The organism is Campylobacteraceae bacterium, assembly GCA_013215945.1.
GTDB lineage: Bacteria > Campylobacterota > Campylobacteria > Campylobacterales > Arcobacteraceae > NORP36.
Map to the genome: position 1 here is coordinate 24,199 of JABSOM010000008.1, position 12,211 is coordinate 36,409.

Genomic DNA, 12,211 nt, shown 5'->3' on the forward strand with positions numbered 1-12,211 from the left:
CATGTTAGGCATCAAAAATTTAAAAATTGGAATAAAAGTAGTTATTGCACCTGCAATTGCAACTATATTTATGGTAGTTATTGCAGTATTTGCAAACAATGCTCTTAGAAGCGACAAAGAAACACTAAAAGAAATCGTAGAAGTAAAATTTGAAACCTATAAAATGAGTTCAAATTTATTAACTGATATTGATATGTATCATAGTATCTTGTATAAATTGTTTTCTTATGCATCCGGAGGATATGCTCAAAGCCAGATTGATGAACAACTGAATATTTTAAGTAAATTACAAAAAACTATAAAAAAAGAAGCTCTTTATATATCTAAATCAAAAATTTTAGATAAAAAATCAAAAAAAGCCTTCGCGGCGGCATTAGATGATTTAAGTAATTATGATACTGCTGTTATAGGCGCATTAGATATGTTAAGTATTGATGTGGGTATGGCTACCCCCATGCTTTCAATTACTGATGAGTTTTTTTTAGCTATTAATATTAAATTAGATGCCATCAAAAAAGCAGCAATGGATGCAAATAAAACCAGTTTTATTAATGCCTTAGAAAAAATTGATAATACCTTGTTAAGTTTAAATACACTGATTATTGTAGCTCTTATTTTATCAATATTTTTTATTATTATAGTTACAAATTCTATTAAAAAACCTCTCTTAGAATTTCAAGAAGGTTTATTGGACTTCTTTAAATACATTAATAAAGAAACACAAGATGCTAAACTCATTGATATTTCCTCAAATGATGAAATAGGAATGATGGCAAAAGCAGTAAATGACAATATTTCTAAAATTAAAGTAGGAATTGAAGAAGACAATGCAATGGTTCAAAGTGCTATTGAAGGTGCAAACAGAGCTAAATTAGGATTTATGGATGCTAGAATAACAGGAGATACTTCCAATCCTTCACTTACTCAATTAAAAGATGTTATTAATGAAATGTTAGAATCAGTTGAAAGTAATATCAACAAAGCAATGGAGGTATTATCGTCTTATTCAAAATACGATTACTGTTCAAGTATTGATTTAAAGGACATGGATGGAGATATTAAAAATCTTTGTTCTGATATTAATTCCTTAGGTAATGCGGTAACAGCGATGTTAGTAGATAATAAAAAGATTGGTTTGGTACTTGCTTCTAGTGCAGAGAACTTATCTACAAATGTTGATACTTTAACCAACTCTGCAAATGAACAAGCAGCTAACTTAGAAGAAACAGCAGCAGCAGTTGAAGAGATTACAGGAAATATGCAAAGCAATGCAAATCATATTGCTCAAATGGATTCTTATGCAAATGAAGTTTCAGCTTCTGTTTCACAAGGGCAAGATTTAGCAAGCAGAACTGTTAAATCAATGGAAGAAATCAATGTACAAACAAATGCTATTGCAGATGCGATTACTGTAATTGATCAAATTGCTTTTCAAACCAATATTTTATCTTTAAATGCAGCAGTTGAAGCAGCAACAGCAGGAGAAGCTGGGAAAGGTTTCGCCGTTGTTGCACAAGAAGTAAGAAACTTAGCAGCAAGATCAGCAGAAGCAGCAAAAGAGATTAAAGACTTAGTTGAAAAAGCAACATCAAAAGCAAATGATGGAAAAAGTATTTCCGCTGATATGATTGAAGGTTATGAAAAATTAAATTCAAATATTCATAATACCCTGGAATTAATTACTACGGTGTCAACATCATCAAAAGAACAATTAACAGCAATGGAACAAATAAACGATGCTATTAATGCACTAGATCAAGCAACACAAAGAAATGCAGCAACTGCTAGTTCTACGAATAAAGTAGCACAAGAAGTAAGTCAAATTTCTGAAAAAGTAGTAGCAAATACCAATGAAAAAGAATTTATTGGTAAATAAATAAAAACCTTCGGGTTTTTATTTTAAGCTACCTCATAAACGCAATAAACTTTTTCTTTTTTATTAATAAAATCAACAAAAACAAACTCTTCTAAACCACACTCAAACGCTACTTCATTGATATAATCAGAATCATTACAATCATCAATAAAAATAAGCTCATAGTCTTTCGAAAAAGGTAAAACAACGCCTTCAAAACCGCATTGTTTTGCAAAAGCAAGTTCTGTGTAATTTAAATTGCTTAGTTCATTGATTTTATGTGAGTAATTCATATTCGACTCTTTTATATAAGATAAAAGAGAATATCAAATGTAAGTAACAAGAGGGTTACAAATAGAAGTATAAAATAAGTAGGGTTTAATCCAGTAAGGTAAGTACCACATTTGATAACTTATGTAAGCGTTGATTGTCTTTTTCTAAACGTGCTACTACTCTTATTCCAGAGAACAAAACATAAATCATATAACTCAAACTTTTAATGTCTTTGTTTTGAGATATCTCCCCTGATTTTTGTCCTTTTTTTAAGCACTCTAAAAACATAGCTTCAAAATTATCTTTATTCATTAAAAGGGCTGTATTTATACTGTCATCTTCACATGATAATTCAGTAGTTGTATTAACAACAAAACAACCATTATTATTATCATTAAAAGAATCATCAATAAAAACTTGAAAAAGTTTTTTTAAAGCTGTTTTGACACTTTTTTCGCTTTGAAGAAATTCACGTGTTATTTTAATATTTTGATTGCAGTATAAAGCAAGAGCTTGTTCAAAAAGATTCTTTTTACCACCAAAAGTATCGTACAAACTTCCTCTATTAATCCCAAGAGCATTTACTAAGTCTTGAATAGAAGTTGCATGATACCCTTTATTCCAAAATAAAAGCATGGCTTTTTCTAAAACATCATCTTTGTCAAACAATTTAACTCTTGGCATTATTTTCTCCATCATTATCTTTGCTTATTATAGCAAAGATACAATTATCCCCGAATATTTTTTTAAGATAAAAGAGGATTAATATTCATTCCACCATCAATATTAATTTCAGAACCTGTAATAAATGAAGCATTATCAGAAGCTAGAAAAGTAACTAAATGTGCGATATCTTCTACTTGTCCAAAACGTTTTAAGGGAATTCTATTCATCATTGCTCCAGCTAATGCATTTAAATCTGCTTCTGCTAAACCTGTTTTACCAAAAATAGGAGTTTGGGTAGGCCCTGGATTAATAGCATTTACTCTGATTTTTCTAGGTGCTAGTTCTGTTGCTGCTGTTCTTGTATAAGAATTCATTGCAGCTTTTGAAGCTCCATAAATAGCAGTATTAGGCATTCCAGTGTAAGCATTAATGGAAGACAGATTAATAACAGATGCGCCATCATTTAAAATTGGAATAAACTTCTCTACTGTAAAAACAGCTCCCTTAAAATTAATATCCATAAGATCATCATAAACCCCTTCAGAAATACTTCCAACAGCTTCAGGAGTGAAAATTCCCGCATTTACAAACAAGATATCAATCTTTCCAACTTCAGCTTCTACTTGGCTTACTAAAGCATCAATAGATTTCAAATCTCTTACATCTGAAACTATTCCCTTAACACCCAATTCTTTAGCTGCATCATTTACTCTTTGTTCATCACGCCCTGTAATTATTACCTTAGCACCATTTGCTAATAAATCTTTTGCCGCCGCATATCCAATTCCACTATTACCACCTGTTACTACTGCTACTTTTCCTAATACTTTATTCATTTTAATTCCTTTTTATTTGGAATGTTCGTTCCAATAAAGAATTCTATCATAAAAGAACGTACATTCCAAATAGATTTAAAGTAATTATTTAAAATATTCGCTTTATAATTAAAAATTAACTCTTCTTTTCCTATAAAATAGGAGGATAATCAAAATAAAAGAATTTGATAATTTATAATTCTTTGTTTTTTAATACCAAGATACAGGATAAGACTTCTTTTTATGAAGATTGATATAAAACAAAGCTACAAAAACTAAGATAAGAGAACCAAAGAAAGAAGGAAAAAACAAATAATCCCAAGAAGAGCCTAAGAGAAATACAATAATGGGGTTAGAACCAGCAGGAGGATGAACTGTTCTTGTTAGAAGCATTAAAAAAATAGCTGTACAAAGAGCTAAAGACATAACCCACCACATATCACCTAAAAAGTGTAAAAACAATAAAGCAGTTAAGGTAGAAATAAAATGTCCGCCTATTACATTCCTAGGTTGAGAGAAAGGACTTTTTTCATAAGCAAAAATTAAAACACAAGAGGCGCCAAAAGAACCCATAACAAGTAAACTCTCATAAGACTTAGTAAGATAAGACAAAAACAACATAGCTATTAATGCCCCAAGAGATGAAAACAAAACATCAAATAAATCAATTTTACTTTTAATGGAAGGTCCCTTCCCTCCTAACTTAGATAAATAATTCATAATACTCCTTTTTTAAAACGTACGTTTGGTTAAGTATATATTATTTTAGGCATTAAGTCAACTTGTTTATATGGATAAGTGAAATATAGGAAGTTTAATACTTTTGAAATAAAATTAGATATTGTGAAATTGTGTAAAATTCTTGTATAATAAAATAAATAAGTGAAAGGATAAAGTATGAATAATCAGGTTTTAGAAAAATTAAAACAATTAAAACCAAGAATTAAAAATGAAGGTTTTGAACTAATAGGTGTTTTTGGATCTTTCGCTAGAAATGAAGAAAAACCTACAAGTGATATAGACATACTTTATCAAATAAAAGATACTAAAGAGTATTTAAAAAAATACTCAGGATGGAATAGTATCACCCATATTATAGAAATCAAAGAACTCTTAAAAAAAGAATTAAACAGAAATATTGATTTTGTAGACAAGTCTTCTTTAGACTCTATTGCAAGAAAATATATTAAAAAAGATTTGATATATGTCTAAAGCTAGAATAGAGACTATTTTAAAATACATAGATGATATAGAATATATTGTTTCAAACTATGACGGTGTGGTAAATACCTTAGATGATCGAATTGGTAAACATTCCCTTTTAATGTGTCTTATGCAAATTGGAGAAAATTTAAACAAATTAGACTCTTCAAATAAAATTATACAAGAAGCAACACAAGGTGCTTATGCTGTTAGAAACTTTATCACACATGATTATGAGGGAATTAATTTAGCACTGATTGAAAATATCGTTAGAAACCTACTTAAACCTCTAAGCGTTGAACTTTTGAAAGAATTTAAATAAAAAGTAATCTTATATGACAGGATTATTTAAAATAAGCTCAGCCGTTAAATTCTCTAAAGATGAAACAGATTTATTTTTTTGTAAAACATCTTTCAATTCTATTGCAGAGTTTTTAAATTCCCCATAAAAAATATTTTCTTTCTTCTTTTTAAAATGTAGATTAATCGATTCAAGAATATCTTTATTCTTTTTATTAGTAGGAAATAAAGTCTTCATTATTTGCCTCTCACTTTAAAACATTCTACTGTCTTGTAAAATAAGACCATATTTTTCAATGTTCTCATTATACTTTTCAATAGCTTTTTTATTGGCTTCTTCCCAAGACTTTATTTTAATTCTTTTATCTTTTATAGAAATAAAAGTAGCTTTCTTTTTCATAGCTATCCTTAATAAGCTAAACAGAAGTAAGAAATATTACTTCTGCCCCTTTGGCTCTAAAGAGTACATTCTTTTTATCCGCTTCAATCATAAAGTCCTGTTTTTCATGAAGCAATAATGCTTCTTTTGAAGCCCACTTTTCAAGAATAACAAACTTATTCTCAGCACCTTTCACAGCTTTGAGTTCATACTGTAAACACCCAACTTCTTCCAATACCAAAGAAGAAATAGAAGAAAAAGCATCAATCTGTTCTTGCCTACGTCCAGCTTTGACTTCGATGTTTATGATTAGCGATATTATTTCATTCATATAAAACCCTTTAAAAAGTGTAATGTTATACATTATTATAGAAAAAAGAAACTTAAATGTAAAAGTAGTTTTAGACAGATAGTTATTCTTTTAATATTCCCAATGGATATTTATTAAGAAAACTCTAGGTATTTTGCTTATCTAGAATATTTATGTTAAAATTAAAAGAAGAAAAGAGGTTAAGATGCATACAATTACTCTAAATATAGAAGATAATGCTTTCAAAAAATTTATGAATACTATGAAGCAGTTTAGTAAAGATGAAATACATATTGAAGATTTAGATAATGCTATTACTCAATATCCTAATATTTCTTTTGAAGATGCAGAAAAAAAAGTCCTTAATGCAGTAAAAAACATATCAAGAAATGAAGGTCTTTCAGAAGAAGAAGTATTTAACAACATTCTAGGTAAATGAAATATAAAATTTTAATTGAACCAAGTGCAGTCAAAGACTTAAATTCAATTTATAATTTTATAGAAAAAAATGATTCAAAAACAAAAGCTAAAAACTTTCTTTCAAAACTACAAAAACAAATCAAAACACTAAATCAAATGCCACAAATATATAGAGATTCTTATTATTTAAAAGATGGGAAAACAAAAGACCTAATTTATAAGGGTTATACTATTTGTTATCATATAAACAGCAATAGGGTACATATTCTTTCAGTATTTAGACAAAAAAATTATTAAGAAATATTTTATCTCACTCTTTAACATACCGTCAAAGTGGAGATTCATACTCTGCGGTTTTAAGTTATAATAAGTTAAACAGAAGTAAGAAATATTACTTCTGTCCTCCTTTTCTTTAATTCAATTGCATCAGATAAAAGGATAAGAAAGATATTTAGAAAATAAGAAAAAAATTTTTCTTAAAGAATAATATATCTTTTTACAGAATTTTTTTGAATTCATCATTTTCAAATGGCTCAAAGTTTTTAGGCCATCTAGTTTTTAGTTTGCATAATAATTTCATTTGTACAGGCGCATCAAAATTAACTTTTTCTACAGAAATATTAACTTCTGTTGCTCCATTTAATTCAAGTAACTTATTGAAATCGCTAACGAAAAAAGAAGGGCAATATCCCAATAACTCAACAGGATCTTCATTTGTTCTTAATCCCAGAGCCAAAGAGTCAGATTCATTTTGAATATCTTTAAATATTAGTAATTTATCATTAACTTTTAATTCTAGTAGTCTTTTAACGTAATGTTTTGCAATATGACTAACTCCATGTGAAAAGAAAAGAACTTCATAGTTACCATATAGATCTTTTTCAGGATATGGAAAAAGTTGTAAGTTATCAGTAGCACGAATTCCTCTGCTTCGAGATAACTCTTTTAAGTCATGTGAATCATTTTTATCTATATTAAGCCAACTAATAAAGTCCTCATATTCTGGTCTAGTTTTTGAAAGTAACCTGTTTTTAAAAAGTGGAAATAATTCTTCAGACACGTAAGTTTTATTTAATTCATTCATTTGACTAAAAGCTATAAAATCATTATCCTTAGCTCCATTTGTATAGTTAAAATAAAATTTTTCATCTTTATGTTCTAATATACCAACCGAAACCCATGTTCTATTCACAGGATTTCTCCATGATAAAACTAGTTTATTTTCCATTTTTAGATTCCTCAATTAATTTTATTAATCTTTTTTTATTAACTCTAAGCATTTCCATTGCAAATTTGACCGATATTTCACTTATTAATTCATTTGGTACTTTAGAAAATATTTCTTCCATTTCACAAATATTAAAATTACTCAATTTTTTCAACCAATATAATGCAGCTTTTTTATTATGTAAAGAGCAAAAAATAAATGCATCATATGTACTAAGTTTTTTCCCAGTTTTCTTGAGGTAAAAAGGTGTTTTTGCTCTATTTACAAAATTATCAACTTTAAACCCATTATCTGAAGATATAAGTCTATTCTTTTTTCGTTCTTCGGGTTCTCTACATCCTAATCCAGATGCATGATCATAAGTAGGTGTCAAATATACTTTTTTATTATCTACAACTAATCCCCAGTTTTCATGGTGCCTATCTGGATTAGATATTAGACAATCTAACATTATATAACCAACAAAAACATCAAAGGCAGAGTTCATTTCTGAACTCTCGTAATTAATTGGTACATCTATAATATCAGTTTTCAATACTGCCAAAACTGTACTTAAATTATACTCTTTTAACCCATATTTCTTGTGGCTATCATAATCAATATCTTTTAACACACCCGCTAATAATTCATTTCCTAAAACTAATCTTCCTGATGAAGGAACAAAATTCTCTGTAATTGTTCCTTTCATTTCTTCATATTCTGAAAATTCATATTTTGCATGAGGAATATCAAGTTTTATACAAAGTTCGCTAACTACTACCTCTACCCAGTTTTCGCCGGTATTTTTCCTTCCTTCTTTAAATAACTTTTTAATTTTGTTATCATAAAACCAGAATTTTGCTTTTGTACCTAATTGCTCGAGAGAATCTTTTTCTCCAGTTAGAATTCTTTTAATTTTGAATTTTTTCATTAAATATTAGTCCATTGTTTAATGAACTTATATTAGCATAAAATCGCAAAATAATTATACACTTTCTACTTTAACCCTAATTTTCAAATAATGCTTAGAAATTAGACAATTTTGTTCAAGTTCAAGGCGGAGCGAAAATTAGCCTAGGAGCTTACGTCCGTAAGTGACTAGGTTAATTTTTGTGACAACGCAGAAATTGGGCAAAAGTGGCTGATTTATGAGCGTTATTTAGAGATACTAACTCCAGCGGCATAACCACTGGCCCACGCAAACTGTAAATTAAACCCACCCCTATTTCCTACAATATCTAACACTTCTCCTGCAAAATACAAACCTTTTACTTTTTTACTCTCATATGTTTTATTATCTACCTCAGCAGTGCGAACGCCTCCACCACTAACCTCAGCATGTTTAAAACCTTGAGTGTCGGTAATTTTTAATTTCCATGAGTTCAATTGATAAGCTAAAGACTTTATTTGTTTGTTATTAATATCTGCGGCTTTTGCTTCGTGGGATATTTTGCATATATCTAATAATACTGTTGGTATTTTATTGCTTAACATTCCTATTAATAAATCACTTACTTTTTGTTCTGGAAGGGCTTTAAATAAGTTTTGTATTTGATTGGCTAAATCGTTTCTGTTAATTTTTGAAAAAAAGTTAATTGATATTTTTACATCTTGGTATAAACTAAGAGCTTGAGCTGCTAATTGAGAGATATCCAATATTGCAAAACCTGATACTCCATACTTAGTAAATAACACATCTCCATATATCTCTTGTTCAAGCTGTCCATCTATATACAAAGATACCAAACATTCTTTTTTAACGCCTTGCATTCTATTGTGATAATCTACTTGGCTTTGTAAACCTACTAATGAAGGATAGGTAATATTACAAGAGTGATCAAAAGCATTTGCAAAGTCTATTCCACTTTCATTGGCTTGTAACTGAGGGGCTGCTCCTAGTCCATTACATACTAAGACTTTATCATAGTTCTTATATTCATTGTTTTCACATTTTAGGGTAAATGTATTATTGTTTTTTTGAATGCTTGTAATTAGTGTTGATGTATATACATTAATACCTAAGGATTCAACACTTAGTATTAATAAATTAACAACAGACTTTGCTTCATTGGATAAAGGATAGACTTTATTCGTTTCTTTGATATCTAATAATAAACCAATACTCTTACAAAAGTTCTCAAAAGCTTTAAAATCAAATACTTTAAGCGCATGCTCTACAAAAGAGGTATCTTCTCCTATATAGTTAGAAGCACTTACTTGTGTATTGGATATATTACAACGCCCATTCCCACTTGCTAAAATCTTTTTGCCTATGGCTTTGTTTGCATCAAATATATCTATATGCAAGTCTTTGTTTAATCTTTTAGAAGTAATAGCAGCAACAATACCAGCTGCGCCTCCCCCTACAATAGCTATTCTCAAATATACCCTTTAATCTTTATAAAATACAGCCAAACAAATTGTTGATTCGCTTGTACTTGTATACTTCACTCTGTGTTTTTCTTTTGTTTTTATATTATAGTAATCGCCTGTATTTAATAATACTTCTTTATTCTCAAACTCTAATACCATATTACCTTCTAAAATAATAATAAATTCATTTTCTTCTTGCTCATACCAAAAGCCTTCAACAGATACTTGTCCATTGGAAACAATTCGCTCAATTCTCACAGAATCATGTTTTAGGATGTTTAAAAATTCTTCATTTTTTACATCAATTTTAATATTTGCAAATATATTATTCATTTTATGCCCTTATACTCTCTTATTATAACATTTTACTTTTTAGAAAAAATGTTATATACTTTATTCTTCTATCTTTTTATCTATAAAAGACAATATCTATATCATACCTAATTACTATAGTATGTAAATTTAACAATTTAAATCCTCCTATTATTTTATAAAAAATAGTTTTGCGTAAAAAATAAATACCCCTTTATATGCCTCATTAAGGCGATAAAAGAAAGAAAATCTCATTATTATTTTAAATAATAGTTTTAAAGAATATTAAATATTAGAACTTAATTATTCAATCATGATTAAAATACTTGACTTACTTTTAAAAATACTCTATACTTCTTTCATAAAATTAAAAAAAGGAGATACAATATGCAAAAAGAAACTATTGCATTACATGCTGGATATGATAAAAAAGAAGGTTATGGTTCAATGTCTGTACCTATTGCACAAACTACGGCTTATGCATTTAGAGATGCGGAACATGCGGCAAATTTATTTGCGCTAAAAGAACTAGGACCTATTTATACACGATTAAATAATCCAACTACTGATGTACTAGAGCAAAGATATGCACAACTAGAAGGTGGTGCTGGTGCTTTATGTGTTTCATCTGGTCAAAGTGCAATTTTTTATGCCATTATTAATGTGGCTGTTGCTGGTGACAATATTGTTATCTCTGATAAATTATATGGTGGTGCGGTTACTTTATTAACACATACTATTAAACGTTTTGGAATAGAAGCTCGAATTTTTAGCAGTGATGATGCAAGTGATTTAGAAGCATTAATTGATGATAAAACAAAAGCTATCTTTTTTGAATCCTTATCAAATCCTCAAATTGCTGTTGCTGATATTGAAAAGATTGTAAGTATTGCACAAAAAAAAGGTGTTCTATCTATTTGTGATAATACCGTTGCAACGGCTGCTTTATTTAATCCTCTAGCATGGGGAGTAGATGTAGTTGTTCACTCAACGTCTAAATATACATCTGGCGCTGGAACAGTTATTGGTGGAATTATTATTGAAAGAGACAACTTAGCACAGTTTTTTAAAGACAATGCAAGCAGATATCCTGATTTCACACAACCTGATCCTTCTTATCATGGTTTGGTTTATGTAGATGTTCCTTTACCTAACTTCACGTTAAGAGCAAGATTAGCACTTGCACGAGATATAGGGGCCGTTCAATCTCCACATAATTCTTGGTTGTTAATTCAAAGTTTAGAAACACTTTTATTAAGAGTAGAGAAACACTCTTCAAATGCACTTGAAGTAGCACAATTTTTAGAAACACATGAAAAAGTTTTAAAAGTATCTTACCCAGGATTAAAATCAAATGCTTATCATGCGAAAGCAAACAAATACTTTAAAGATGGACAATCTTCTGGTTTGATTTCTTTTGAAGTTTCTTCTTTTGAAGAAGCAAAAAGAGTTATTGATGCAGCTAAATTGTTTTCAGTAGTAGTAAACATTGGAGACAGTAAATCGTTAATTGTTCACCCAGCTTCAACAACTCACTCACAAATGAGTGAAGAAGAATTATTAAAAGCAGGAATCAATCCTGTAACAGTAAGACTTTCTATTGGTTTAGAAAATACTATTGATTTAATTGCTGATTTAGATCAAGCATTAAGTTAGGATTATAAGATGCCATTAATTTCATCAAAAGGAGTGTATGGTTTAACCGCCATGCATGAATTGTCAAAAAATAAAAAAGATACACCTATGCAAATTAGAGAAATATCTGCAAATGCAAGTATTCCTCAAAATTATCTTGAGCAACTTTTAAGTAAGTTACGAAGAGCAGAATTAGTAAGCTCAGTAAGAGGATCAAAAGGTGGTTATCGTTTGGCAAAAAAAGCAAATGAGATTAAAGTATTGGATATTCTGTTAGTATTAGAAGATGATTTAAGAATAGCAGATAATAAATGCAGTAATCCCGCGCTTGATATTTTCTTTACAGAAGTAAAAGAAAAAACACAAAGCTTGTTTTCTCTGAGTTTAGATGAGTTAGATCAATATTTAGATAAATATAATGAAAATCTTCATTATTCAATATAAAAACACACAAAGGTAATAA

The 12,211-nt window shown here is 29.0% G+C and carries 18 protein-coding genes; 7 read left to right on the top strand and 11 right to left on the bottom strand.

What is annotated here, in order from left to right; all coding sequences use genetic code 11:
- Position 1: 1 nt before the first annotated feature.
- Positions 2-1,876, top strand: coding sequence for a methyl-accepting chemotaxis protein (locus HRT41_09540; protein ID NQY24266.1), 1,875 nt, complete (start codon positions 2-4; stop codon positions 1,874-1,876).
- A gap of 23 nt (positions 1,877-1,899) precedes the next feature.
- Here the strand turns inward: HRT41_09540 and HRT41_09545 are convergent, their stop codons facing one another.
- The 4 genes from HRT41_09545 to HRT41_09560 all read right to left on the bottom strand — a co-directional run bounded on the left by HRT41_09545 (position 1,900) and on the right by HRT41_09560 (position 4,329).
- Positions 1,900-2,148: a hypothetical protein gene (locus HRT41_09545; protein NQY24267.1), complete on the bottom strand. Its 249-nt coding sequence runs from the start codon at positions 2,146-2,148 to the stop codon at positions 1,900-1,902.
- Between the two features lie 85 nt (positions 2,149-2,233).
- Positions 2,234-2,827: a TetR/AcrR family transcriptional regulator gene (locus tag HRT41_09550; GenBank protein NQY24268.1), complete on the bottom strand. Its 594-nt coding sequence runs from the start codon at positions 2,825-2,827 to the stop codon at positions 2,234-2,236.
- A gap of 47 nt (positions 2,828-2,874) precedes the next feature.
- Positions 2,875-3,630: an SDR family oxidoreductase gene (locus HRT41_09555; protein ID NQY24269.1), complete on the bottom strand. Its 756-nt coding sequence runs from the start codon at positions 3,628-3,630 to the stop codon at positions 2,875-2,877.
- Between the two features lie 189 nt (positions 3,631-3,819).
- The gene (locus tag HRT41_09560) at positions 3,820-4,329 is read right to left on the bottom strand and encodes an HPP family protein (GenBank protein NQY24270.1); all 510 of its coding nucleotides are present in this window, start codon (positions 4,327-4,329) and stop codon (positions 3,820-3,822) included.
- A 177-nt stretch (positions 4,330-4,506) separates the two neighbouring features.
- On the opposite strand from HRT41_09560, the gene HRT41_09565 reads away from it, so the two are divergent.
- Entirely contained in the window at positions 4,507-4,821 is a 315-nt protein-coding gene (locus tag HRT41_09565) for a nucleotidyltransferase domain-containing protein (GenBank protein ID NQY24271.1), read from the top strand.
- Positions 4,814-5,134, top strand: a complete 321-nt coding sequence (locus HRT41_09570; GenBank protein NQY24272.1) for a DUF86 domain-containing protein — start codon at positions 4,814-4,816, stop codon at positions 5,132-5,134. Before HRT41_09565 ends, HRT41_09570 begins: the two co-directional genes overlap by 8 nt.
- 9 nt (positions 5,135-5,143) lie before the next feature.
- On the opposite strand, the gene HRT41_09575 is transcribed toward HRT41_09570, so the two are convergent.
- From HRT41_09575 to HRT41_09585, 3 genes are read right to left on the bottom strand one after another with little or no spacing between them, the layout of a single operon-like run.
- Complete coding sequence (locus tag HRT41_09575) at positions 5,144-5,350, bottom strand: hypothetical protein (GenBank protein NQY24273.1); 207 nt, start codon at positions 5,348-5,350, stop codon at positions 5,144-5,146.
- A 15-nt stretch (positions 5,351-5,365) separates the two neighbouring features.
- Positions 5,366-5,512 carry a type II toxin-antitoxin system CcdA family antitoxin gene (locus tag HRT41_09580; protein NQY24274.1) on the bottom strand — a complete coding sequence of 49 codons (147 nt, stop codon included), beginning with the start codon at positions 5,510-5,512 and terminating at the stop codon, positions 5,366-5,368.
- A 16-nt stretch (positions 5,513-5,528) separates the two neighbouring features.
- Positions 5,529-5,822 carry an antibiotic biosynthesis monooxygenase gene (locus HRT41_09585; protein NQY24275.1) on the bottom strand — a complete coding sequence of 98 codons (294 nt, stop codon included), beginning with the start codon at positions 5,820-5,822 and terminating at the stop codon, positions 5,529-5,531.
- 184 nt (positions 5,823-6,006) lie between these two features.
- Here HRT41_09585 and HRT41_09590 point away from each other — a divergent pair, with 184 nt between their 5' ends.
- Positions 6,007-6,240: a hypothetical protein gene (locus HRT41_09590; GenBank protein NQY24276.1), complete on the top strand. Its 234-nt coding sequence runs from the start codon at positions 6,007-6,009 to the stop codon at positions 6,238-6,240.
- Positions 6,237-6,518 carry a type II toxin-antitoxin system RelE/ParE family toxin gene (locus HRT41_09595; protein NQY24277.1) on the top strand — a complete coding sequence of 94 codons (282 nt, stop codon included), beginning with the start codon at positions 6,237-6,239 and terminating at the stop codon, positions 6,516-6,518. The genes HRT41_09590 and HRT41_09595 overlap by 4 nt, the downstream gene beginning before the upstream one ends.
- 199 nt (positions 6,519-6,717) lie before the next feature.
- Here the strand turns inward: HRT41_09595 and HRT41_09600 are convergent, their stop codons facing one another.
- The 4 genes from HRT41_09600 to HRT41_09615 all read right to left on the bottom strand — a co-directional run bounded on the left by HRT41_09600 (position 6,718) and on the right by HRT41_09615 (position 10,134).
- Positions 6,718-7,449: a restriction endonuclease gene (locus HRT41_09600; GenBank protein ID NQY24278.1), complete on the bottom strand. Its 732-nt coding sequence runs from the start codon at positions 7,447-7,449 to the stop codon at positions 6,718-6,720.
- Positions 7,439-8,359 carry a phosphatidylinositol kinase gene (locus HRT41_09605; GenBank protein ID NQY24279.1) on the bottom strand — a complete coding sequence of 307 codons (921 nt, stop codon included), beginning with the start codon at positions 8,357-8,359 and terminating at the stop codon, positions 7,439-7,441. The genes HRT41_09600 and HRT41_09605 overlap by 11 nt, the downstream gene beginning before the upstream one ends.
- A 224-nt stretch (positions 8,360-8,583) precedes the next feature.
- Positions 8,584-9,810, bottom strand: coding sequence for an NAD(P)/FAD-dependent oxidoreductase (locus HRT41_09610; protein NQY24280.1), 1,227 nt, complete (start codon positions 9,808-9,810; stop codon positions 8,584-8,586).
- Positions 9,811-9,819: 9 nt separating this feature from the next.
- On the bottom strand, positions 9,820-10,134 hold the full coding sequence (locus tag HRT41_09615; protein ID NQY24281.1) for a cupin domain-containing protein: 315 nt from the start codon (positions 10,132-10,134) through the stop codon (positions 9,820-9,822).
- 366 nt (positions 10,135-10,500) lie between these two features.
- Here HRT41_09615 and HRT41_09620 point away from each other — a divergent pair, with 366 nt between their 5' ends.
- Positions 10,501-11,769 carry an O-acetylhomoserine aminocarboxypropyltransferase/cysteine synthase gene (locus HRT41_09620; protein ID NQY24282.1) on the top strand — a complete coding sequence of 423 codons (1,269 nt, stop codon included), beginning with the start codon at positions 10,501-10,503 and terminating at the stop codon, positions 11,767-11,769.
- 9 nt (positions 11,770-11,778) lie between these two features.
- A complete protein-coding gene (locus HRT41_09625) occupies positions 11,779-12,192 on the top strand; it encodes an Rrf2 family transcriptional regulator (GenBank protein NQY24283.1) in 414 nt (137 codons plus the stop codon).
- Positions 12,193-12,211 lie beyond the last annotated feature (19 nt).

What these genes read in the sequence shown, in the direction of transcription:
- HRT41_09625 (NQY24283.1), top strand. Translation starts at nt 11,779, where the DNA reads ATGCCATTAATTTCATCAAAAGGAGTGTATGGTTTAACCGCCATGCAT.
- HRT41_09590 (NQY24276.1), top strand. Translation starts at nt 6,007, where the DNA reads ATGCATACAATTACTCTAAATATAGAAGATAATGCTTTCAAAAAATTT.
- HRT41_09545 (NQY24267.1), bottom strand. Translation starts at nt 2,148, where the DNA reads ATGAATTACTCACATAAAATCAATGAACTAAGCAATTTAAATTACACA.
- HRT41_09595 (NQY24277.1), top strand. Translation starts at nt 6,237, where the DNA reads ATGAAATATAAAATTTTAATTGAACCAAGTGCAGTCAAAGACTTAAAT.
- HRT41_09555 (NQY24269.1), bottom strand. Translation starts at nt 3,630, where the DNA reads ATGAATAAAGTATTAGGAAAAGTAGCAGTAGTAACAGGTGGTAATAGT.
- HRT41_09565 (NQY24271.1), top strand. Translation starts at nt 4,507, where the DNA reads ATGAATAATCAGGTTTTAGAAAAATTAAAACAATTAAAACCAAGAATT.
- HRT41_09575 (NQY24273.1), bottom strand. Translation starts at nt 5,350, where the DNA reads ATGAAGACTTTATTTCCTACTAATAAAAAGAATAAAGATATTCTTGAA.
- HRT41_09540 (NQY24266.1), top strand. Translation starts at nt 2, where the DNA reads ATGTTAGGCATCAAAAATTTAAAAATTGGAATAAAAGTAGTTATTGCA.
- HRT41_09580 (NQY24274.1), bottom strand. Translation starts at nt 5,512, where the DNA reads ATGAAAAAGAAAGCTACTTTTATTTCTATAAAAGATAAAAGAATTAAA.
- HRT41_09550 (NQY24268.1), bottom strand. Translation starts at nt 2,827, where the DNA reads ATGATGGAGAAAATAATGCCAAGAGTTAAATTGTTTGACAAAGATGAT.
- HRT41_09585 (NQY24275.1), bottom strand. Translation starts at nt 5,822, where the DNA reads ATGAATGAAATAATATCGCTAATCATAAACATCGAAGTCAAAGCTGGA.
- HRT41_09560 (NQY24270.1), bottom strand. Translation starts at nt 4,329, where the DNA reads ATGAATTATTTATCTAAGTTAGGAGGGAAGGGACCTTCCATTAAAAGT.
- HRT41_09620 (NQY24282.1), top strand. Translation starts at nt 10,501, where the DNA reads ATGCAAAAAGAAACTATTGCATTACATGCTGGATATGATAAAAAAGAA.
- HRT41_09600 (NQY24278.1), bottom strand. Translation starts at nt 7,449, where the DNA reads ATGGAAAATAAACTAGTTTTATCATGGAGAAATCCTGTGAATAGAACA.
- HRT41_09605 (NQY24279.1), bottom strand. Translation starts at nt 8,359, where the DNA reads ATGAAAAAATTCAAAATTAAAAGAATTCTAACTGGAGAAAAAGATTCT.
- HRT41_09615 (NQY24281.1), bottom strand. Translation starts at nt 10,134, where the DNA reads ATGAATAATATATTTGCAAATATTAAAATTGATGTAAAAAATGAAGAA.
- HRT41_09570 (NQY24272.1), top strand. Translation starts at nt 4,814, where the DNA reads ATGTCTAAAGCTAGAATAGAGACTATTTTAAAATACATAGATGATATA.